This window comes from Shewanella sp. 4_MG-2023 (genome assembly GCF_030548015.1).
In the GTDB taxonomy this organism is placed as follows: Bacteria; Pseudomonadota; Gammaproteobacteria; order Enterobacterales; family Shewanellaceae; genus Shewanella.
On sequence record NZ_JAUORL010000002.1, the window covers coordinates 94,052 to 114,952 of the forward strand.

Sequence of the window (20,901 nt, forward strand, 5' to 3'; positions counted from 1 at the left end):
TTAAGACGAATGCTGTTGACCGAATTTCTCTAGGCCCCAAACTAGGCTAATACCCACTATTAAACAAATTACCGCAGCCACTAATTGAGCAGGCTCGCCCGTCATTTGCTCAAATTGCATTGGCGATAAGTTTTGTTCAGTGAGTGCCACCAGCTCACCACTGGAATTTTCACGCCAAGTGAGGACTTCTTTCCATGGCCAGATTTTACCTAAGGTGCCTAACATTAACCCAGTTAAAAACATCAGTGTTTGATCATGAAACTTACGTAGCATGGCTGAAAGCACATGACTAAAGCTCAGTAAGCCCACAACACAACCACAGGCAAAACAAGCCAGCATTAAAATATCAAAGCCTTTGGCTGCAGCTAATACGGCTGGATACATACCTAATAGCAACAGAATAAAACTACCTGAAATACCTGGTAAAATCATCGCGCAAATGGCAATGCAGCCAGATATAAAGAAGGTAAAATAACTCACTTCAAGCTCAATGGGATTAAGCACTGTGATAGCCCAAGCAAAGGCGACACCTAAGATAAATAATGCCACTTGGAGCAAGTTAATCCCTTTCACTTGCTTAAGCATATGAACAACAGAAAATAAAATCAGCCCGAAAAAGAACGACCATACCGGTATAGGATGATTAGTTAACAACCAAGAAATGAGTTTTGCCAGCGTGAAGATACTGGTTAGGATCCCGCCAAACACACAAACCAAAAAAGGGCCATTAATGTGCATGAAAGCCGCTTTAAAACCTTGCTGCTTAATAATGCCAAAAAGTGAAGGATTAATTTTACGAATCGCATCTAATAACGGGTCTAAAATGCCCGTAATAAAAGCAATTGTGCCGCCAGAAACGCCAGGTACAACATCGGCTGCGCCCATCGCCATGCCTTTGAAGTAATTTAATAAATGATGCAAAACCAATCCTTATTAATAAAATGAACACACCTTAGAGGTGAGAAATACAAGCTTAAATACCTGATAAAACCTTATCTTAAAGCCAGCCGATAAACATCTTATGTTGGACGTTTATAAACTGAAAGTCATGTGACTTGGTTAGCAGTAACAGCATATAAAACAAATTATACCTGCACTAAGCTCAGTGAAGGAATATATCTTTTATCAATATGATTCGCTTATGTGCAAGCCGTTACAAGGATGTTAAACTCAAACCCCAAAAACTCATCTGACCAGATAAAAATAAAACCAGATGGCTGAAAACAACATTAATCCTACGTTTAGAATCATTAAAGGACTGCTATGAGTCACGATAAACCCAATCACGTATTAGCCTTGTATCACAAAGTCACTAAATACCCTTTCGGTAATAAAATATTCTCAATGATGGTATCAAGAACAGCGCCCTACTTTGCTACCGTGCGCCCTCTCGTGACCGCATTAAGAGTTAACCACTGTGCTGTTTTAGTTAAAAAACGTCGCGCGGTACACAACCACATAAAAACCGTGCACGTTATTGCTATTTGTAATGGTTTAGAGATGGCCATGGGCGTGATGGCAGAAGCGTCTATTCCAAAGCATTTACGCTGGATCCCAAAAGGCATGTCGGTTGATTACACCGCCAAAGCGGGCACAGATATTTTATGTGTCGCCGAAGTCACCCCTGAGCAATGGCAAGTGGGCGATATGTTAGTACCGGTTAATGCCTATGATACTGAAGGCAAAGTGGTTGTTCGTGGCAGTATCAAATTATGGATTTCAGAAAAACCCGCTAAGTAGTCTCAGCTAACAGTCTGTATCAATTTTAACCGCAGGCTGTTAGTCTTTTATTACAATAATTAATCAACAAAGATATGAACTCGAAATGGATCCTTCAACTCATATTAATCGCCCTAATGCATTAACCTCAGATACACTTCAACAGCCACCACCAGCGTCATTAACCATTAATGAAAGTCACGGTAATCGCAATGCCAATATGGATGCCCTCAGAGGCATCGCCATTATTGGTATTTTGTTCATGAACATTTTTTTTATGAACAATAGCTTTTATGGCTATGCGCAGCATTACCCTCAAATTCAATCAGACATCATTTTAGAAGTCTTTAGTAATTTCTTCCTTGAAGGGCGCTTTATTTCGCTGCTATCTATCCTATTTGGCGCTGGATTATATATTCAATATAAGCGCTACGAGGCGGCTAGTTTAGTGGCCTACCCATTATTAAAACGGCGCATAATATGGCTTGCAGTATTTGGTTTACTCCATGGCATTTTTATTTGGGGCGGCGATATATTACTCAGTTATGCCTTTAGTGCATTTTTAGCCCTGAATTACCTCAACGGCGATATCACCCAGTTAAAAAAACGGGCTAATCAATTTATTGTTGGCTCGCTGCTCGTTATGGCCTTGCTGAGCTTGTTAGTAGAGCCAGAGTATTATTATCGCGGCTCTGAATTCCACCTTCAGCAGCTGCAAGCATGGTCTGCAAATTATAGTGACATAGTGTTATTACAACTTAACCAAGTCGGTTACATGTTACTGATTATACCGTTAACCTTAATGTGGTTTTTAGGGGGGCTAATGATGTGGGGAATGGCACTTTATCAACAAGGGGCATTTGAACATGGATTAGAGCGGACAACCTTAATCAAGTGCGCTATTGCGGCCATTATATTATCAAGCCTAGATAGCCTGTTAAGCTTCAGTTCAAGCGCTATTTTAGTTGAGTTTTCAGCAATAGTGATGATGCTAAGTGCAATTCCTATGGCATTGATTTACTTACACCTTATAGTAAAAGCCTGTCAAGATTCCACTCACGTGCTCGCGCCTTTTCAAGCTGTGGGAAAGCTGGCTTTTAGTTGTTATATTTTACAATCCATCATAGGTGTCAGCCTATTTCGTTATCTTATGCCTGAGCTTAACGCCAGCCTTGATAGAGTTGACTATATCTTAATTGCACTTGGCTTAAGTGGGCTGCAATTGCTGTTAGCGCCGCTTTATTTGCGCTATTTTAGCCAAGGCCCGCTAGAGTCACTTTGGCGTAAGCTGGTTTCAAAAAAATGACTGGGTTAAAAACTAACTGTTAAGCTGATATTTAAAATGAAAGTTGATACTTTGGAATAAAAGGATTCATGACACTGATGAAAATATTTGCACTAATCAGCTTATGCTTAATGGCACTCTTTAGTTATAGCATTTGGCCATTTTTGGCAATTTATGTTGCCGCGATAAACCTGTTAAGCTTTTTGATTACATGGCTTGATAAACGCGCAGCAGCAAAACAAACATGGCGAACACAAGAGCGCACTTTACACCTTTTTGCGTTACTTAGTGGCTGGCCTGCAGGGCTTTTGGCTCAACAAACATTTAGGCACAAAACCCAGAAAACACCTTTTAAGTGGATTTACCTCTGCAGCATAGTTATCAATATATTGGCTTTGGCGGGCTTGGCTTACCTGCAATATCAAGGGCTTTAACTGTGCTAAAACTTATGTGGTATGTTTCTAAACCGCTAACTAAGCTCTTTGGGTTAAAAATCATGATTTAGCCGTTAAAAAAACGCCGCTGCACTTTACCCACTGCACTTGGGTGAGTACCATTCATTTATTGCTAGCAACCATAAGAAGAAGTTATGAAAATCATTTTGTCCGTTTGTGTGATCGCAGGGATCATCTTTTACTTTTACACGCAATCAAACAATGAAAAAGCCTCGAAAGAGAACATCATTAAAGGCAATGCTTTCTTATTAGAAAATGAAAAAAATCCAGATGTCGTTACCACCTTGTCAGGGCTACAATATGAAATAATGCATAAAGGTGATGCAACTGAGCATCCAAAAGCGACTGACACAGTGACCGTTCATTATCACGGCACACTTATCGACGGTACGGTATTTGATAGTTCGGTTGAACGTGGTGAAAGTATCGACTTCCCACTAAATCGGGTTATTCCTGGCTGGACTGAAGGGGTGCAATTAATGTCAGTGGGCGATAAGTTCCGCTTTTTTGTTCCTAGCAGCTTAGCTTATGGCAATCGCTCGGCAGGTAAAATCCAAGGCGGTTCAGTACTCATTTTTGAAGTTGAGCTATTAGCAATAAACTAAGAATGAAATCAGCTAAAAATCTACTCTGACTAAAGATCACAATTTAAGTAGCTAAGTTTAGACGGCTAAGTTTAGACAACTAAGTTTTAGCGACTAAGTTTAAGCCTCTAGGTTTAAGGTTTAAGGTTTAAGGTTTAAGGTTTAAGCGCCAGAAAATAAAAATCCCTTATAGCCAAGCTACAAGGGATTTTTTATTGGTTCATCTATATTGTTTATCGCAACTCACTAAATAGTGATGTCGATATCTAGCTTAGCCCAAATGGATCATCAATTGATTTAGCCGGCTGGGTGAACCACACAGCGCCAGATTCAGTCATATAAAAATGATCTTCGTGTCTAACGCCAAACTCACCTGGTACACATAACATCGGCTCGTTACTAAAGCACATTCCTGCTGCTAGCTGGGTGTGATCGTTTAGCACTAAATAGGGCCATTCATGAATATCTAAGCCAATTCCGTGTCCGGTGCGATGGGGTAAGCCTGGCACATCATAACCTGGGCCAAAACCTGCATTAACGATTACTTCTCGAGCCGCTTTATCAACACTTGCACACGTTGCGCCAATAGTCGCAGCAGCAAACGCCGCCAGTTGCGCTTGTTGCTCTAAATTCCATAATTCACGTTGGCGCTCACTTGGCTCACCAAATACATAAGTGCGGGTAATATCTGAGTTATAGCCGCCTAGCTGACAACCGGTATCAATCAATACCGTGTCGTTTAAATCCAGTGTTTTAGGCGACTTAACCCCATGGGGGTAAGCGGTATCTTCGCCAAACAATACAATGCAAAAATATGAACCTGCTGGCGCGCCAACCTTGATGTGGGCTTGATGGATAAAATCTTCCACTTCTTTGGTGCTAATGCCTTCACGTAAGATACTGGCGGCAGCAATATGAACCGCTAAGGTCATGTCCTTAGCTCGTTGCAACAAGGCCAGCTCCGCTGGCGATTTAATCATTCTACAACCGGCAGTGATGCTTTTGGCATTCACATAATTGAGTTGATCATTGGCGCTGCGAATACCATCAAAAATAAAGAAAGCGCTGGCTTCATCAATGCCCACCTTGCCAGCATTAATGCCTTTATTTGCTAGCATGTCGGCAAATAACTGAAAAGGGCTTTCATCTTCTTGCCAGGTATTCACCTTGCCCTTGACGGCCATATAACCTTGTAAGGTATCAAGCTCAAATGCAGGGGCAATATATTCAAGCTCACCGCAGGCAGGAATAATCGCCCCAACCATACGCTCGCTAGCATACCAGCGAGTACCGGTAAAATAGTACAGGTTAGTGCCAGCATTAATGTAGATGGCTTCAATGCCTTGTTGCTGCATTAATTGCTGTGCTTGGCTAATTCGCTGTTCAAACTCTCCTACCCCAATAGCAGCCACATCATGGGTCATATCTGACAAACTCGCTAATGCTTGTTGTGGGGTTTGGGTTCCGACTCCGACTGTCATAGTACGCTCCGATAATTAATGCTAGATAAGCAAATTTTATTCTATTAGTGATCCGATAATCCGCATAGTGTAAACTTCAACCACAAAATGTATACAATATAAATTATCAATTGTATTTCAACATTACACTCGCTGCGGTTACCCTGCAGATGATGACTATCGTCAGCGCTTTGTTTGAAAATAAACCGCCGTTGCGATAATCGCTTTACCTTAATAAGACTGAATCAATCAGCCACCTCCAATGGAGCAACCATGCCAGATACGATCACTCAGCGCCTTGACGCCATTCGCCAAACCATGTCGCAACAAAATCTCGATGCTTTTATTATTCCCCGAGCAGATGAATACCTCGGTGAATATGTCCCTGAGCGCAATGAAAGGCTGCATTGGGCTACTGGTTTTACCGGCTCGGCGGGCATGGCTATTATTTTAAAAGACACGGCCGCTATTTTTGTTGACGGTCGTTACACAGTGCAAGTGGCACTGCAAGTTGATGCGCAGTTGTTTAGTTATGAAAGCCTAACGGATACGCCGCAAATTCAATGGCTGATTGATAAGTTAGCTCAAGGTAAACGTGTTGGCATAGATAGCCGATTACATACCTTAGCTTGGTATCAACAAGCACAGCATCAATTAACAAAAGCTGATATTAGCTTAGTGTCAGTTGCTGAAAACCCAATTGATATCCATTGGCAGCAACGCCCAATGCTACCAACAGAGCCCATTACCTTATTTAGCCATGAGGGCGCAGGCCGTAATAGCCTTGATAAACGTCAACAAATTGGTGACATCATTGCCAAGCAAGGCGCCGATATGGCATTAATTGCCGCTTTAGACTCATTCTGTTGGTTACTTAATATTCGTGGCAACGATGTGCCAAGATTACCCGTCACCTTAGGCTGCGCGTTACTCAATGCCAACGGTGATATGACCTTATTTGCTGATAGCAACAAACTGCCCCAAGGCTTTGCTGAGCATGTCGGCGCTGGCGTTGAATTTAAAGATGAATCATTATTAGCTGAAGCGCTTAAGCAACTTAACGGTGTAAAACTGCTGGCAGACCCTAATACCAGCAATGCTTGGACCCAGCTAACCGCAGAGCAAGCGGGCGCCATATTAGTTGCGGGCTCAGATCCTGTCGCGCTGCCAAAAGCACAAAAGAATGCCGCCGAGCTTAGTGGTATGCGAGCATGTCATATCCGTGATGGTGCAGCAGTAAGCCGTTTTCTTGCTTGGCTTGATATGGAAGTTGCCGCCAACCGTCTTTATGATGAAGCCCAGCTTGCCGATAAACTGGAATCATTCAGATTAATTGACCCGCTTTATCGTGAGCCAAGCTTTGATACCATTTCAGCCACCGGTGCTAACGCCGCTATGTGTCATTACAATCATAATGACGCCACGCCAAGTCAAATGACCATGAACAGCATTTACTTGGTAGATTCTGGGGCGCAATACCTTGATGGCACCACAGATGTCACCCGTACTATTGCCATTGGTGACGTCAGCGCTGAGCAACAAAAAATGGTCACCTTAGTATTAAAAGGTCATATTGCCCTTGATCAAGCCAAATTCCCTAAAGGCACATCAGGCCAGCAGTTAGATGGCTTTGCTCGTCAGTACTTGTGGCAACATGGTTTTGATTATGACCATGGCACAGGCCATGGCGTAGGACATTTTTTAAGTGTTCATGAAGGCCCGCAGCGCATTGGTAAAAACGTGAATGGCGTGCCATTATTGCCAGGTATGGTGTTATCCAATGAGCCGGGGTATTACCGCGCTAATGAATTTGGTATTCGCATTGAAAACCTAGTGGCTGTGCTCCCATCACCAAGCCTAGTTAATGCTGAGCGTGAAATGCTGGAGTTTGATGCCTTAACACTAATCCCTATTGATAAGCGTTTAATTGATAAATCCTTACTCACTCAAGCTGAAATTGATTGGTTAAATCGCTACCATCAAAAAGTGTTTACCACCTTATCAACTATGCTCACAGGTGATGACCTTGCATGGTTAACTGAGGTAACGACTGAGCTTTAATATAACTCAGTCATTATCCCCATACTTGCCCAATTTTAAGCCATTTAAATTGGGCATTTTTGTTTTCAGAGCCCGTTTCTAATTGCCATAACGTCGCCATAATCATGCCCTAAAAACTGACCACAAAACTTAGTTAAGAATTAATCAAAAAACTTTGTTATACTCCGCCGCCGCTGATCCATTAGCGAACTTTAAAACCCATGTTAAAATGACATGCTAAGTCGTTTTGGTACTAGCACGATGAACTATACTCAGGCAGGTTGAAAACTAATATTTTTAGTTAACTAGCCACTGAACTGTTGAATGACGTGATAATGATAGGAACAAGATACCAATGAAATTTGAATCTTTTAGCTTCGCCCCAGAAATATTAAGTGCGATCGCTGATTGCGGGTATAAAACTATGACACCCGTTCAACAACAAGCTATTCCAGCAATTCGTCGTGGCCAAGATGTACTTGCCAGCGCCCAAACCGGTACTGGTAAAACAGCCGCATTTGCATTACCTATGCTGCAAAAAATGGTTGAAAACCCACGTGAGTTACAGCATTCAAATACCCGCGCGTTAATCTTAACCCCGACGCGCGAGCTAGCTGCTCAGGTTGCTGACAATATTGCTGATTACAGCAAGAACATCAACATGGAAGTACTGACCATTTATGGCGGCGTAAAGCTGACTAGCCAAGCGCAAAAGCTTAAACGTGGTGCTGACATTATTGTAGCAACCCCAGGGCGTTTACTTGAGCATTTAAACGCATGTAACTTAAGCCTTTCAAATGTTGAGTTTTTAGTCCTTGATGAAGCTGACCGTATGCTGGATATGGGCTTTAGCACCGACATTCAAAAAATTCTTCAAGCCGTGAATAAGCAGCGTCAAAACTTATTATTCTCAGCCACCTTCTCAACCTCAGTTAAGAAGCTTGCTAACGAAATGCTTGAAAAGCCAGTGGTCATTACTGCTGACAAACAAAACACCACCGCAGATACCGTAAGCCAAGTGGTTTATCCCGTTGAGCAGCGCCGTAAGCGTGAATTACTATCTGAATTGATTGGCACTAAAAACTGGCAACAGGTGTTAGTCTTCACTGCCACCCGTGATGCTGCAGATAAGCTAGTGAAAGAACTTAACCTTGATGGTATTCCGTCAGCTGTGGTTCATGGCGAAAAAGCCCAGGGCAGTCGACGCCGTGCATTACGTGAATTTGTTGAAGGTAAAGTACGTGTGCTAGTTGCAACCGAAGTTGCCGCTCGTGGATTGGATATTCAAGATTTAGGCTATGTTGTTAACTATGACTTACCATTTCTTGCTGAAGATTATGTGCACCGTATCGGCCGCACCGGACGTGCAGGTAAATCAGGTACCGCAATTTCATTTGTGAGCCGCGAAGAAGAGCGCACCTTACATGATATTGAAAAATTAATCGGTCAACCAATTCGCCGAATTACTGCGCCAGGTTATGAAGTTGGCAGCCGTGAATTACTGTTAAAGCAAATTCAAAAGCGTCGTAGCTTTGCGAAGAAACAACAACGTGCTGATAGCGCGGGTGAGCAAGTTGTCGGTGAGCGTAACATGCAAGGTCGCCGCGTAACGGTAGGTAAATCAACCAGTACCGTTAAGTACAAAAAACTGAAGTAATCATCCCTTTATTATTTCAATATTAAGGCGCTATTAGCGCCTTTTTTTATGCCTAAAAACCAATAAGTAACTCATTATTCGCTTTAAGTAAGTTCGATGAAATAAAAACTGTGGTGATCAGGTCTAATCATTGTCGCCGTAACAGCGAATATTATAACCAGTATAACTCGGCGATAAGAAGTGCCAATTAGGGCGCTCACTAAGATCATCACTTTAATTGAATATGGATTTCAGCATGTTAAAAAAACTTATATTAGTCGTCGCAATGGCCTTATTTAGCTTACCTTCAATGGCTAAACCTATTGCTAGCGATGAATACCACGTCATGCCATTAATGAATGGACAACAAATCCCGAACCTTGACCTTAAAGATGTTGCCGGCAATAAGGTTAACCTACTAGCATTAACCGCAGCTAAGCCCACTATCTTCTTTTTCTATCGTGGCGGTTGGTGCCCATTTTGTAATGTTCAAATGGGCCAACTTAAAGCTATTGAGCCTAAATTAATTGAAATGGGTTTTCAGTTAGTGGGGATTTCACCTGACTCACCCGCTAAACTTAAAGCCTCAATGAATGACAATAAACTGGATTACCTATTGCTATCAGATGAAAATATGACCGCATCCCAAGCATTTGGTATTGCCTTTTATACCAGTGAAAAAGTCACTAGTATGTACCGCGCCAAGCTCAGTGTTGAAAATACTCTTTGGACCACACCTGCAGGTGAGCAGCGCTTAGTCTTACCAGTGCCTGCAGTTTATCTGGCAGATAAAACCGGCTTGGTACACTTTCAATACATAAATCCAAATTATAAAGTGCGCCCCGCACCTGAGCTTATCTTAACCGCGGCTAAATTACTGCAAGGGCAATAATTTGCAGCAGCAATAACTCGCCTTTGCTACAATAGCCTCGCCGCACTTCCCATTTTTCTGCGGCGGAGTTATTTATGCAAAATACAACACAAGCACCAACATACAACCAAGCGATTTTGGCCCTAGCTGAAGCAGGGATTAAAGCCTTGCAAGAGTCTGCATTAAAGCAAAAAGCCAAGCGAACCCCAGCCCAAGAAAGTCATTTTCTGTGTGCATGGATGGTGGAGTCATTACGGGATAAGCGCTTTCCTAAAATGGTTGCAGATGATCTCAATAGCTGGATCCGTATGGCTCGCAGCCAAGGCGCTGGCGCCATGTTACCGCAGCTACTGCAACGTATCGCAACTCAATACCAACAAGTGCTCACCACCACCTTATCTGAAAAAGGCGCAATCGATGCGCTTATCGAGCATTTAGATAGCAACGAATGGTTTGTTATTACTGATACTGCGTTTTCAGACTCAGGAGCCAAAAAGCTCAAACTGGCGGGTAATGGTCAATCGAGTATGGTGATTTGTGAACATCAGCTGTCGCACTATTTTGATGTAGATAGACTCATTAAGCCTTTAGCTATCTATGTGCGTGGTGATGAGCAATATTTTGCCGAGCAAGCGCTCAATAAAGGGCTATTGGTTAGCCAAGGTAATAAAAAAACCAGTCTTATCAAACATCATAAAACCTATTTGGTATACCCAAACAACCAGTTATCAGAGTTATGTTTATTAGTAGAGTCGCTGGCTTAACTCGCTAATTAACTGCTGTAACGAAAAGCGCTAACTTAATGTCGGCGCTTTTTTTTTGTTTCTGGTTGGGTTTCTTAAAGAATTTTAAGATGATGTTTAGCCAAACATTTTAGAAAAGGTTTTAGAAACGGCTTTAGAATGGGTTAAGGCTATAGCCTTGCTCCGCCAAAATAGCATGGGCCGTCATTGCTGATAACGCCATTTCAACTCCAGGCAATAATGCTTGATTACTAAGGTTGTAATACGCTGCGCTTTGACCACAAATATAGACCTTCACCCCATATTCAGTTAATTGCTGTACCAAGGCTTTATTGGCATTTTCGATGGGCGCAGCTAAGCCGTGTTGCTGGCGATAATAGCCATCATCAGCTAAGTCCCCAACGGCGCTGCCATGTACGACCATAGCTAAATTAATATCTTTAGATTTAACCCCTGCAGCCTCATGCATATTAATAAATCTAGCAAGGGTATTTAAACTGCGATTAACCTCACCAACCTTAGCCGCTTTGCTCATATCAAAAGCGATATTAAATTGCATGCCTTTTGGCAAGGCCAGTTGGCTGTCAATTGTCGCGATTTCGCCATAGCCTTTTATCACAGTTCCAGCTTTAAAGGCCTCTTTTCCTGCCATAGCAGCACTAGAGGTTACCAATAGTAAGCTAACCATCAGCAATTTGAGACTTGATATTTTGTGCATCTTTTATCCTTATTGATTGCATTATGACAAAGCTATCTTGAAACGCTGCATTTAGCTATAATAGCCCTCAAATTTTTACCCCTGTAAATAAATTGCTCAGGGGTATCAATCTCAAAGCTGCGTAATCAAGTATCAATGCTTAACCGCCAGCTTATCTTAGTCGTATGTGTTGCTTAGCAAGCTAATGTTAAGCCGCCAAACTCAGGAGTTTCCATGGCTCGCCAAGTCATTTATACCTTTAAAGGTAAAACCAAAACAATCGCATTCAGTTACGATATACATCATGACCTATACGAAGCTGCGGCTGAAGCTGAAGGTATTGATTTAACCAACTTCTTGGCTATGGAACAGCAAATTGCAATGACCTCTAAAAAAGGGGCTAAAGCAGAAAAAGATTACCGTAAAACCGAGTTTGCCCGTTTCGGTTTTAGTAGCATCAAATTTGTTCGTGATGATGACGAGCAAAGCTAACAGTCAAAAACTAACCGCTAAGAGTTAAGCGCATTTGTATTAGTGGCATCACCAATTATTAGTGACAACAACAATAAAAGGATTTACATGATAAATTCAGACCACGCTAATTTCCCTAGAGCCAGCTTTATCCGCCGCTGTGGCGCCATAATATATGACTCATTATTGGCTGTAGCCGTATATATGGTTGCCGGTGCCATTGGTTTTGGCCTGTTTGTCGGCCTTACCAGCAGCGGCGTTATTTCAATGGATGGTTACGAGCACATTGCAGATGCACTGCATCAAACCCCACTGTATAAAGGTATTTATCAGTTATGGGTCGTACTTTGTGTCGTCGCTTTTTATGCCTTATTTTGGAGCCGCGGCGGTCAAACATTAGGGATGAGAGCATGGCGCTTAAAAGTGCAGCACCCTAATGGACAAAACTTAAGTTTTGTTACTGCGCTTGCCCGCGTGGTGTGGTCACTGGCTGGTATTGGTAACTTATTTATTCTTATCAATCCTGATAAACAGGCCCTACAAGATAAAATGACCCAATCAGAAGTCGTAGTACTGTCGGTTGAAGCGAACCAAATGCGCAATTGGCGCGGCGCTTAAACTAGCGGCACAAACTAGCGGCACAAACTAATGCCATAAACTAGTGCCATAAACTAATACCATCAAAGAACACGCCGTAATCCTATGGGTTACGGCGTTTTTTATTGGCGCTGTAGAACATCAAGCCGCTAACATGGCGCAGCGATTTGGGCTAAGGCTAAGGCTCAAACTAAAAGCAGAACTAGAGGTAGAGGTAGAGGTAGAGGTAGAGGTAGAGGTAGAGGTAGAGTACAGCAATAAAACCCTGGTTGATGTGGTCAAGTAAATTGATGTGGTCAAGTAAATATAAAAAAATCCCAACAACTAACGTCATTGGGATATTTATTATTGCAGACTTGCCAGAAGCAAGCGCCCTATCAGGCAAAGGCTATTTTCTGATGAAATATAACGCGCCAATACTAAAGAGTAGTGGTGGCATACCTGCACCTATATAGGCGGGTAAGCCATAAACAATACTCATAGGGCCAAATATCTCACTACAAATATAAAAGCTAAAGCCAGCGACCACGCCAAGCAAGACTCTTGCGCCCATTGTCACGGTTCTTAAGGGGCCAAATACAAATGACAGTGCCACTAAAATCATCACTGCTACAGTAATTGGCTGCATAATTTTACGCCACAAAGCCAGCTCATAACGACTCGGATCTTGCTGATTAGCTTCAAGGTAATCTAAATAACCCACTAGACCTTGAATGCTTAACGCTTCAGGTTTTACTGACACCACACTTAATTTATCAGGGGTTAAGGTAGAGTTCCAAATTCGCTCTTCTTGGTATTCGAAGCTAATCTTGTTATCAGTAACTATGGTATTTTTAACATCAAATAAGCGCCATACATCATTAGAAAATTTAGCGCTTTGAGCCTGAGTCATGGTGGTTAACTCTAACTGATCATTAAACTTATAAAAGGTCACTTTATTTAAGGTGTTTATGGTTTCAACTTCACCAATATTGACAAATAAGTCACCGTCTCTTGCCCACACGCCTCGATGAGATTTGATCAGGCTACCACCAGAAACTTTGGTTGCTTGTAGCTCTTTGGCCGTTCTTTCTGCAACAGGTGCACCCCACTCGCCTAAGGCCATTACAATGATCATCAATGGAATGGCAGTTTTCATCGCTGAAATCGTAATTTGCAACCGAGACATACCGGACGCCTGCATTACTACTAATTCAGAGTTCGATGCCAACATTCCCATACCAATCAGCGCCCCAAGTAATACTGCAATGGGGAAAAACAACTCAATATCACGGGGGATTAAGTAAATAACATAGATAATCGCATCAAACATAGTGTAAGCACCGCGGCCAACTACACGTAGCTGATCAACCCACTTAATGATGCCCGACAAGCCAGTTAAAATAAGTAAACATAACGCCGATGTGCCAATAATCACTCGGGCAATATAGAGATCGAGTATCTTCATACTGCCACCTTCTTACGTTTAAGTAATTGCAGTAACTTAGCACCACTTGGACGCTCTTTACCCAGTAAGAGTATACCGATAATAAATGCGGAGCCATGGATCCACCACATGCCTAATACTTGTGGGATGACTTCATCCTCAAGCGCTTTACGGCCGGCAACCATTAAGCCGAAATAGCCTAAATAAAGTAAAATCGCTGGGAACATTTTGGCAAACTTACCTTGCCTTACATTCACCCGAGCCAGTGGCACTGCAATTAAGGTCATGAGTGGAATCGCTAAAGGCAGCGCTAAACGCCAATGGAATTCTGCTGCTGCTTCAGGGCCTGGCGTAGCAAGTAACTGATCAACCGGTAAAGCTGAAAGCTTACGACGACGTTCATCCACTTCTTGCTCTTTAATTTCCATCTTATAACCACCAAACTCAATCATTTGATAGTCAAGATTATTCGGGCTACCTTGATAACGGGTACCATTATCAAGTTGTAATTGCTGGCTACCAAACTTATCTTCCACTACGCGGCCATTTTCTGAAACCACAATATTAGTTAAGCCTTTTTCGTCTTCAGGATCAGGTAACTGAGCCACAAACACTTTTTGTAATTCGTTAGATTTAGTGATTTTTTCAACAAACAACACAGCTCGGCCATTAGGGCTAGCTTGAAAGCGGCCTTGGGTAATTGCTGCTAAACCGGCTTCTGACTGTGCCTGTTCTAGCACTTGATTTTGTCTTTCTTCCGCCCATGGACCTACATAAACCGATAAAATACCAGTAAACACTAAATTTGCTACCGCCAAAAGCAAGGTCACACGGGTGACATACCACTCACTGATCCCGACGCCATGAAGCACCACCATTTCATTTTCGGCATACATTCGCCCATGGGCGAGCAATATCCCTAAGAAAAAGCTCAGCGGCAACACCAAAACGGTTAATTGCGGTAAATTTAGCCCCAATAACGTCAGCACTAAAGACGCAGGAAAATCACCATCAGAGGCATCTCCCAGTACTCGCACAAATTGCTGGCTAATAAAAATAGTTAACAGCACCAAAAGTATCGCAAATTGGGCTTTTAAAACTTCAACGATCAAGTATCTAAATACAATCACAGGTAGGATCCACAGTCTAAAACTTGTCTTTTTGCTGGTATCAGAGTAACTTCACTATTAAATGTCTGCTTTTAGCAGTTATTGATAGTTTTCTGACCAGCGCGTGAGCTTCTTTAAGTGTAATTCATTTAGCTGATATAGCAGAAAATTACCAAGGATTTATTTCCTTAAAGGTTTGTAAATATGGCCTAACAGGCCGAATTAAAACATTATCTAATAAATATAAAAATTTGTCTTTAATAATCTAGGAGTGCTCATGGAGTTTAGCGTAAAGAGCGGCAGCCCCGAGAAACAACGTTCAGCTTGTATCGTTGTCGGTGTATACGAACCACGTCGTTTGTCAGGTATCGCAGAGCAGTTGGATAAAATCAGTGAAGGTTACATCAGTAACTTGCTTCGACGCGGTGATTTAGAAGGCAAACCTGGACAGATGTTATTATTGCATCATGTTCCCAATGTGCTCAGTGAGCGTGTTTTGTTAGTCGGTTGTGGCAAAGAGCGTGAACTTGATGAGCGCCAATACAAACAAATTATCACAAAGACTATCAATACCTTAAATGAAACGGGTTCAATGGAAGCAGTTTGCTTCTTAACTGAATTACACGTTAAAGGCCGCGATACTTATTGGAAAGTACGCCAAGCAGTTGAAACTACTTATAACAGTTTATATAGCTTTGATGCTCTGAAAACCCGTAAAGGCGAAACCCGTCGTCCGTTACGTAAAATGGTATTCAATGTCCCGACTCGTCGCGAGTTAACTCTTGGTGAACGCGCTATCGACCATGGAATGGCAGTATCATCAGGTATGCACTTATGCCGTGATGTTGCCAACATGCCGCCAAACATTTGTAACCCTGCATACTTAGCCTCTCAAGCACGTCAAATTGCTGAAGTTCATGACAGCCTTACGGTTTCAACTGTGGGCGAAGAGCAAATGGCAAAACTCGGTATGCATTCATACCTTGCTGTAGGGCGTGCTAGTGCCAATGAATCTATCATGACAGTAATGGAATATAAGGGCGCAGTTGATGAGACTCAAAAGCCAATCGTCCTTGTTGGTAAAGGCCTTACCTTCGATTCTGGTGGTATTTCATTAAAGCCGGGCGAGGCCATGGATGAGATGAAATACGACATGGGTGGCGCTGCCGGTGTTATTGGCGCCATGAAAGCCTTATGTGAAATGAAGCTGCCAATTAACGTTATCGGTATTCTTGCAGGTTGTGAAAACATGGTTGCGGGTAATGCTTATCGCCCTGGTGACATCTTAACCACTATGTCAGGTCAAACTGTTGAAGTGCTTAATACTGATGCCGAAGGCCGCTTAGTATTATGTGACGTGCTGACTTATGTTGAGCGTTTTGACCCAGAATTAGTGATTGATACTGCCACATTAACTGGTGCTTGTGTCATTGCTCTGGGCAAACATGCTTCAGGTTTATTCTCATCTCATAATCCACTTGCCCATGAAATACTCAATGCCGGTGAGCAATCAGGTGATCGCGCATGGCGCATGCCGATTTGGGATGAGTATCAAGAAATGCTTGAAAGCCCGTTTGCTGATATGACTAACCTAGGTGGTCGTCCAGCAGGGTCAATCACTGCAGCTTGTTTCTTAGCGCGCTTTGCTAAAAAATATAACTGGGCACATCTTGATGTTGCCGGTACAGCTTGGAACAGTGGCGCTAATAAAGGCTCTACAGGTCGTCCAGTACCAATATTAAGCCAGTTCTTATTGAACCGCGCAGGAGTTGAGCAAGGCGAGTAATTGACTTTTGTTGCAAATAGTTTGTTGCTAATAGTTTACTGTAAATAACAGGCAGTAACCTAATAAAAGGCGAAGTAGTTACTTCGCCTTTTTTATCCCTCTTGTTCGAAGGTTTACATATTTTAAAACCGCAAAAACAGCTCCCTTTGAGTAGCAAGCAAACCGATAAGCCTGACAAATAAATGCGAACACAAGGATTGCTAAAATTTCAGCAGATTTCTATTCAATTAAGCAAAATTAACTCTCCTGCACCCTAGCCCCAATCGATGCTTTTAGTGTAAAATTCGCCTTTACTTCATCAAAAATTAAAATAATGTCAAAGACTCTGTTTTACTTAATGCCAGCAATCAATACCCAAGCCAGTGCGCTTGAAAGCGTATACCTTGCAGCATGTCAGATTGCAGAACGGCATTATCGCCAGCAGCAGCTTGTTTATATTCACTGTCAGAATAAGCAACAAGCCTATGCCATTGATGAATTATTATGGCAATTTGAGCCAACAGCATTTGTTCCCCACAATTTAAAAGGGGAAGGACCGATAACAGGTTCACCTGTCGAGATTGGTTTTGATAAATTAGGCGCCAATAAAAGTCGCCAATTACTGATAAACCTTGCAGACCAAGTGCCAGCATTTGCGGTTAACTTTCCGCATATTATCGATTTTGTTGCTAATGATGATGCGCTTAAACAGATTGCCCGTATTCGCTACCGTGAATACAAGCAATTGGGCATTGAGCTTACTACCACTGAGTTCACTGGCGTTTAAGTCAGTTGATTCGTTAACAATACCAACTATTAATTTAGATTGAGAAAACAAAAATCCCATGGAAAAAACATATAATCCGCAGTCAATTGAGCAATCTCTATACCAAAATTGGGAAGAGCAAGGCTACTTCAAACCACATGGCGATGAGTCAAAAGGTAACTATTGCATCATGATCCCGCCACCAAATGTGACGGGTAGTTTGCACATGGGTCATGCATTCCAAGACACCATCATGGATACGTTGACTCGCTACCAGCGCATGAAGGGCAAAAACACCCTTTGGCAAGTGGGTACCGATCACGCAGGCATTGCAACCCAAATGCTGGTTGAGCGTAAAGTCTTTGCAGAAGAAGGTTTAGGTCGTCACGACCTAGGCCGTGATAACTTTATCGAGCGCATCTGGGATTGGAAAAATGAATCAGGTGGCACCATCACCAAACAGCTACGTCGTTTAGGCGCTTCTGTTGATTGGGATCGTGAACGTTTCACAATGGACGAAGGTATGTCTGAAGCCGTACAAGAAGTATTTGTACGCTTATATGATGACGAGTTGATTTATCGTGGTAAACGCTTAGTCAACTGGGATCCAAAACTGCACACTGCTATTTCAGATCTCGAAGTAGAAAACAAAGAAAAGCAAGGTAGCATGTGGCATTTCCGCTACCCGTTAGCTGATGGCGCATTGACAGCCGACGGTAAAGACTACTTAGAAGTTGCCACCACACGTCCTGAAACCATGCTAGGTGATAGTGCCGTTGCGGTTCACCCTGATGACGAGCGTTATCAATCACTTATTGGTAAGTTCATTCTTCTGCCAATCGTTAACCGTCGTATTCCTGTTGTGGCAGATGACTATGTTGACATGGAGTTTGGTACCGGCTGTGTGAAAATCACTCCAGCTCATGACTTTAACGATTATGAAGTCGGTAAGCGTCACGCCCTACCTATGTTCAACATCTTAACCATCAATGCTGACATTCGTAGCGCTGCAGAAGTGGTAAATACTGATGGCACCGCAAACACCGAATTAGATAACAGCTTACCTGAGCGTTATGCCGGTCTTGAGCGCTTTGCTGCACGTAAAGCCATTGTTGAAGAGTTCGACACCTTAGGTTTATTAGGCAAAATTGATCCTCACGGATTAAAAGTGCCATACGGCGACCGCTCTGGCGTGGTTATTGAGCCACTACTTACCGACCAATGGTATGTGTCAGTTGCGCCTATGGCTAAAACAGCCATGGAAGCGGTTGATAACGGCGACATCAAGTTTGTGCCACAGCAATACGAGAACATGTACAACTCTTGGATGCGCGACATTCAAGATTGGTGTATCTCACGTCAACTTTGGTGGGGACATCGTATCCCAGCTTGGTATGACGAAAGTGGCAAAGTCTATGTGGGTCGTGACGAAACTGAAGTTCGCACTAAACATAAGCTAGATGACTCGGTTGTTTTACGTCAAGATAACGATGTATTAGATACCTGGTTCAGCTCAGCGTTATGGACATTCTCAACACTTGGCTGGCCAAAAAATACTGAAGAATTGAAAGCTTTCCACCCAACTGACGTGTTGGTCACTGGTTTTGATATTATCTTCTTCTGGGTGGCGCGCATGATCATGATGACCATGCATTTCATCAAAGATGAAAACGGCAAGCCGCAAGTGCCTTTCAAAACGGTATATGTCACTGGACTTATCCGTGATGAAGCCGGTAATAAGATGTCCAAATCTAAAGGTAACGTATTAGATCCTTTAGACATGATTGACGGTATCGATCTTGAATCACTTGTTGAAAAACGTACCGGCAATATGATGCAGCCCAAAATGGCCGCTAAAATTGAAAAAAGCACTCGTAAAGAATTCAGTGAAGGTATTGAAGCACATGGCACCGATGCACTGCGCTTTACTTTAGCTTCAATGGCATCAACCGGTCGTGACATTAACTGGGACATGAAACGCCTTGATGGTTACCGCAGCTTCTGTAACAAGATCTGGAACGCATCACGTTACGTGTTGATGAACACTGAAGTGCAAACTGAAGATGCAGCAGACGATGCTATCGGCGAAGCATTAGATTGCGGCCAAATCTTGGTTGATGGCAAGCCAGGAGCAATGGAATTGTCGCTAGCTGATCGCTGGATTATCGGTCTGTTTAACGAAACCGTTAAAACCTACGATGAGCACATGGCCAATTACCGTTTCGACTTAGCGGCTAATACTATTTATGAGTTCACCTGGAACCAATTCTGTGACTGGTACCTAGAGCTCACTAAGCCGGTAATGCAAAACGGCACCGATGCACAACTGCGTGGCACACGTCATACGCTGGTTAATGTACTTGAGCAAATGCAGCGCCTAATGCACCCAATGATGCCTTACCTCACTGAAACTATCTGGCAGCGCGTTAAGCCGCTAGCAGGTGTTGAAGGTGATACCTTAATGATTGCGCAATTCCCTGAGTATGACGCAACTAAGGTAGACGCGCAGGCAATGGAAGATCTTGAGTGGGTTAAGCAAGTCATTACTGCTGTGCGTAACATTCGCGCTGAACTAAACATTGCCCCATCTAAGCCACTTAACGCCCTACTTCGCGGCGTGAGTGAGCAAGATAAGGCACGTTTAGAGGCTAATCAAACTTTCTTCAAGACACTAGCTAAGCTTGAGTCTATGACAATTCTTGCTGATGGTGAAACTGCCCCAATGTCGACTACCCAACTTGTCGGTGACATGGAGCTATTAATCCCAATGGCAGGGTTGATTGATGTGGCTAAAGAAGTAGCCCGTATCGACAAGCTACTTGAAAAAGCAGCTGGCGAGTTCAAGCGCATTGAAGGCAAGTTATCTAACCAAGGCTTTGTGGCTAAAGCCCCTGCCGCCGTGATTGAAAAAGAACGTGCTAAGCAAGCTGAATATCAACGTGATATGGATAAGCTTGCAGAGCAAAAAGCAGAACTTGCTAAGCTAGAAGGCTAAGTAACAAAGCTTGGTTTATTTGCCATCTCGCTAAATAAACCCAAACTAAAAAGGCTATCAAGGTATTTGATAGCCTTTTTTAATGGCTAAAATTAACCCAAGCGATGAAAAGTATGATTGTTGAGCAGTTACAATAGATTGTAAAAACTTATCTCCATTAAGTTAATTACAACGCCACTGGCGGCTTATTCAGGCAAATAATACCTAAAAAAATGGTCAAAATGGCTTAGATACTGTATAAGCTTCGCCTCTAGATATTTTTCATCCATTTTAAGAGTCTTG

At 42.7% G+C, this 20,901-nt stretch carries 18 protein-coding genes; 13 read left to right on the forward strand and 5 right to left on the reverse strand.

All coding sequences use genetic code 11. From position 1 onward, the window contains the following. Nucleotides 1-921 (reverse strand): DUF368 domain-containing protein, encoded by a 921-nt coding sequence (locus Q4546_RS01395; protein WP_102519337.1) that lies wholly within the window; start codon nt 919-921, stop codon nt 1-3. Nucleotides 922-1,263: 342 nt separating this feature from the next. Here Q4546_RS01395 and Q4546_RS01400 point away from each other — a divergent pair, with 342 nt between their 5' ends. The 4 genes from Q4546_RS01400 (at nt 1,264) to Q4546_RS01415 (ending at nt 4,064) form a co-directional block, all read left to right on the forward strand. Continuing rightward, nucleotides 1,264-1,740 (forward strand): hotdog fold domain-containing protein, encoded by a 477-nt coding sequence (locus Q4546_RS01400; protein WP_102475549.1) that lies wholly within the window; start codon nt 1,264-1,266, stop codon nt 1,738-1,740. An 85-nt stretch (nt 1,741-1,825) separates the two neighbouring features. Further along, nucleotides 1,826-3,025 carry a DUF418 domain-containing protein gene (locus tag Q4546_RS01405; RefSeq protein WP_241904060.1) on the forward strand — a complete coding sequence of 400 codons (1,200 nt, stop codon included), beginning with the start codon at nt 1,826-1,828 and terminating at the stop codon, nt 3,023-3,025. A gap of 77 nt (nt 3,026-3,102) precedes the next feature. After that, nucleotides 3,103-3,438 carry a DUF1294 domain-containing protein gene (locus Q4546_RS01410; RefSeq protein ID WP_157936110.1) on the forward strand — a complete coding sequence of 112 codons (336 nt, stop codon included), beginning with the start codon at nt 3,103-3,105 and terminating at the stop codon, nt 3,436-3,438. 155 nt (nt 3,439-3,593) lie between these two features. Continuing rightward, nucleotides 3,594-4,064 (forward strand): FKBP-type peptidyl-prolyl cis-trans isomerase, encoded by a 471-nt coding sequence (locus Q4546_RS01415; protein WP_102475551.1) that lies wholly within the window; start codon nt 3,594-3,596, stop codon nt 4,062-4,064. 245 nt (nt 4,065-4,309) lie between these two features. Here Q4546_RS01415 and Q4546_RS01420 read toward each other — a convergent pair whose 3' ends face one another. Next, nucleotides 4,310-5,524, reverse strand: coding sequence for a Xaa-Pro peptidase family protein (locus Q4546_RS01420; protein WP_102438784.1), 1,215 nt, complete (start codon nt 5,522-5,524; stop codon nt 4,310-4,312). Nucleotides 5,525-5,776: 252 nt separating this feature from the next. Between Q4546_RS01420 and Q4546_RS01425 the strand changes: the two genes are divergently transcribed. The 4 genes from Q4546_RS01425 (at nt 5,777) to Q4546_RS01440 (ending at nt 10,814) form a co-directional block, all read left to right on the forward strand. Beyond that, entirely contained in the window at nt 5,777-7,564 is a 1,788-nt protein-coding gene (locus Q4546_RS01425; protein ID WP_102531565.1) for an aminopeptidase P family protein, read from the forward strand. Between the two features lie 334 nt (nt 7,565-7,898). After that, nucleotides 7,899-9,200: a DEAD/DEAH box helicase gene (locus Q4546_RS01430; protein ID WP_076541129.1), complete on the forward strand. Its 1,302-nt coding sequence runs from the start codon at nt 7,899-7,901 to the stop codon at nt 9,198-9,200. Between the two features lie 235 nt (nt 9,201-9,435). Continuing rightward, complete coding sequence (locus tag Q4546_RS01435) at nt 9,436-10,071, forward strand: peroxiredoxin-like family protein (RefSeq protein ID WP_102438788.1); 636 nt, start codon at nt 9,436-9,438, stop codon at nt 10,069-10,071. 74 nt (nt 10,072-10,145) lie between these two features. Next, the gene (locus tag Q4546_RS01440) at nt 10,146-10,814 is read left to right on the forward strand and encodes a DUF2913 family protein (RefSeq protein ID WP_102438790.1); all 669 of its coding nucleotides are present in this window, start codon (nt 10,146-10,148) and stop codon (nt 10,812-10,814) included. Nucleotides 10,815-10,947: 133 nt separating this feature from the next. Here the strand turns inward: Q4546_RS01440 and Q4546_RS01445 are convergent, their stop codons facing one another. Continuing rightward, entirely contained in the window at nt 10,948-11,511 is a 564-nt protein-coding gene (locus Q4546_RS01445; RefSeq protein ID WP_102438792.1) for a DsrE family protein, read from the reverse strand. Nucleotides 11,512-11,724: 213 nt separating this feature from the next. Between Q4546_RS01445 and Q4546_RS01450 the strand changes: the two genes are divergently transcribed. Together Q4546_RS01450 and Q4546_RS01455 are read left to right on the forward strand one after the other, a co-directional pair. Next, nucleotides 11,725-11,982, forward strand: coding sequence for a DUF2960 domain-containing protein (locus tag Q4546_RS01450; RefSeq protein WP_102438794.1), 258 nt, complete (start codon nt 11,725-11,727; stop codon nt 11,980-11,982). 87 nt (nt 11,983-12,069) lie between these two features. Continuing rightward, a complete protein-coding gene (locus Q4546_RS01455) occupies nt 12,070-12,579 on the forward strand; it encodes an RDD family protein (RefSeq protein ID WP_102438796.1) in 510 nt (169 codons plus the stop codon). A 367-nt stretch (nt 12,580-12,946) separates the two neighbouring features. Here the strand turns inward: Q4546_RS01455 and lptG are convergent, their stop codons facing one another. Both lptG and lptF read right to left on the reverse strand, forming a co-directional pair. Next, nucleotides 12,947-14,005 carry an LPS export ABC transporter permease LptG gene (gene lptG, locus Q4546_RS01460; RefSeq protein WP_102438797.1) on the reverse strand — a complete coding sequence of 353 codons (1,059 nt, stop codon included), beginning with the start codon at nt 14,003-14,005 and terminating at the stop codon, nt 12,947-12,949. Continuing rightward, on the reverse strand, nt 14,002-15,114 hold the full coding sequence (lptF, locus tag Q4546_RS01465) for an LPS export ABC transporter permease LptF (RefSeq protein WP_102438799.1): 1,113 nt from the start codon (nt 15,112-15,114) through the stop codon (nt 14,002-14,004). Before lptF ends, lptG begins: the two co-directional genes overlap by 4 nt. Before the next feature lie 256 nt (nt 15,115-15,370). Here lptF and pepA point away from each other — a divergent pair, with 256 nt between their 5' ends. The 3 genes from pepA to Q4546_RS01480 all read left to right on the forward strand — a co-directional run bounded on the left by pepA (nt 15,371) and on the right by Q4546_RS01480 (nt 20,619). Then, nucleotides 15,371-16,879 carry a leucyl aminopeptidase gene (pepA, locus tag Q4546_RS01470; RefSeq protein WP_102438801.1) on the forward strand — a complete coding sequence of 503 codons (1,509 nt, stop codon included), beginning with the start codon at nt 15,371-15,373 and terminating at the stop codon, nt 16,877-16,879. Between the two features lie 313 nt (nt 16,880-17,192). Continuing rightward, nucleotides 17,193-17,645: a DNA polymerase III subunit chi gene (locus Q4546_RS01475; protein WP_102438803.1), complete on the forward strand. Its 453-nt coding sequence runs from the start codon at nt 17,193-17,195 to the stop codon at nt 17,643-17,645. A gap of 58 nt (nt 17,646-17,703) precedes the next feature. Beyond that, on the forward strand, nt 17,704-20,619 hold the full coding sequence (locus Q4546_RS01480) for a valine--tRNA ligase (protein ID WP_102475554.1): 2,916 nt from the start codon (nt 17,704-17,706) through the stop codon (nt 20,617-20,619). The last annotated feature ends 282 nt before the right edge of the window (nt 20,620-20,901 follow it).

Coding starts and splice junctions, on each gene's coding strand:
- lptG (WP_102438797.1), bottom strand. CDS start 14,005: ATGAAGATACTCGATCTCTATATTGCCCGAGTGATTATTGGCACATCG.
- Q4546_RS01425 (WP_102531565.1), top strand. CDS start 5,777: ATGCCAGATACGATCACTCAGCGCCTTGACGCCATTCGCCAAACCATG.
- Q4546_RS01430 (WP_076541129.1), top strand. CDS start 7,899: ATGAAATTTGAATCTTTTAGCTTCGCCCCAGAAATATTAAGTGCGATC.
- Q4546_RS01405 (WP_241904060.1), top strand. CDS start 1,826: ATGGATCCTTCAACTCATATTAATCGCCCTAATGCATTAACCTCAGAT.
- pepA (WP_102438801.1), top strand. CDS start 15,371: ATGGAGTTTAGCGTAAAGAGCGGCAGCCCCGAGAAACAACGTTCAGCT.
- Q4546_RS01435 (WP_102438788.1), top strand. CDS start 9,436: ATGTTAAAAAAACTTATATTAGTCGTCGCAATGGCCTTATTTAGCTTA.
- Q4546_RS01445 (WP_102438792.1), bottom strand. CDS start 11,511: ATGCACAAAATATCAAGTCTCAAATTGCTGATGGTTAGCTTACTATTG.
- Q4546_RS01480 (WP_102475554.1), top strand. CDS start 17,704: ATGGAAAAAACATATAATCCGCAGTCAATTGAGCAATCTCTATACCAA.
- Q4546_RS01440 (WP_102438790.1), top strand. CDS start 10,146: ATGCAAAATACAACACAAGCACCAACATACAACCAAGCGATTTTGGCC.
- Q4546_RS01455 (WP_102438796.1), top strand. CDS start 12,070: ATGATAAATTCAGACCACGCTAATTTCCCTAGAGCCAGCTTTATCCGC.
- Q4546_RS01420 (WP_102438784.1), bottom strand. CDS start 5,524: ATGACAGTCGGAGTCGGAACCCAAACCCCACAACAAGCATTAGCGAGT.
- Q4546_RS01410 (WP_157936110.1), top strand. CDS start 3,103: ATGAAAATATTTGCACTAATCAGCTTATGCTTAATGGCACTCTTTAGT.
- Q4546_RS01475 (WP_102438803.1), top strand. CDS start 17,193: ATGTCAAAGACTCTGTTTTACTTAATGCCAGCAATCAATACCCAAGCC.
- Q4546_RS01450 (WP_102438794.1), top strand. CDS start 11,725: ATGGCTCGCCAAGTCATTTATACCTTTAAAGGTAAAACCAAAACAATC.
- Q4546_RS01400 (WP_102475549.1), top strand. CDS start 1,264: ATGAGTCACGATAAACCCAATCACGTATTAGCCTTGTATCACAAAGTC.
- Q4546_RS01415 (WP_102475551.1), top strand. CDS start 3,594: ATGAAAATCATTTTGTCCGTTTGTGTGATCGCAGGGATCATCTTTTAC.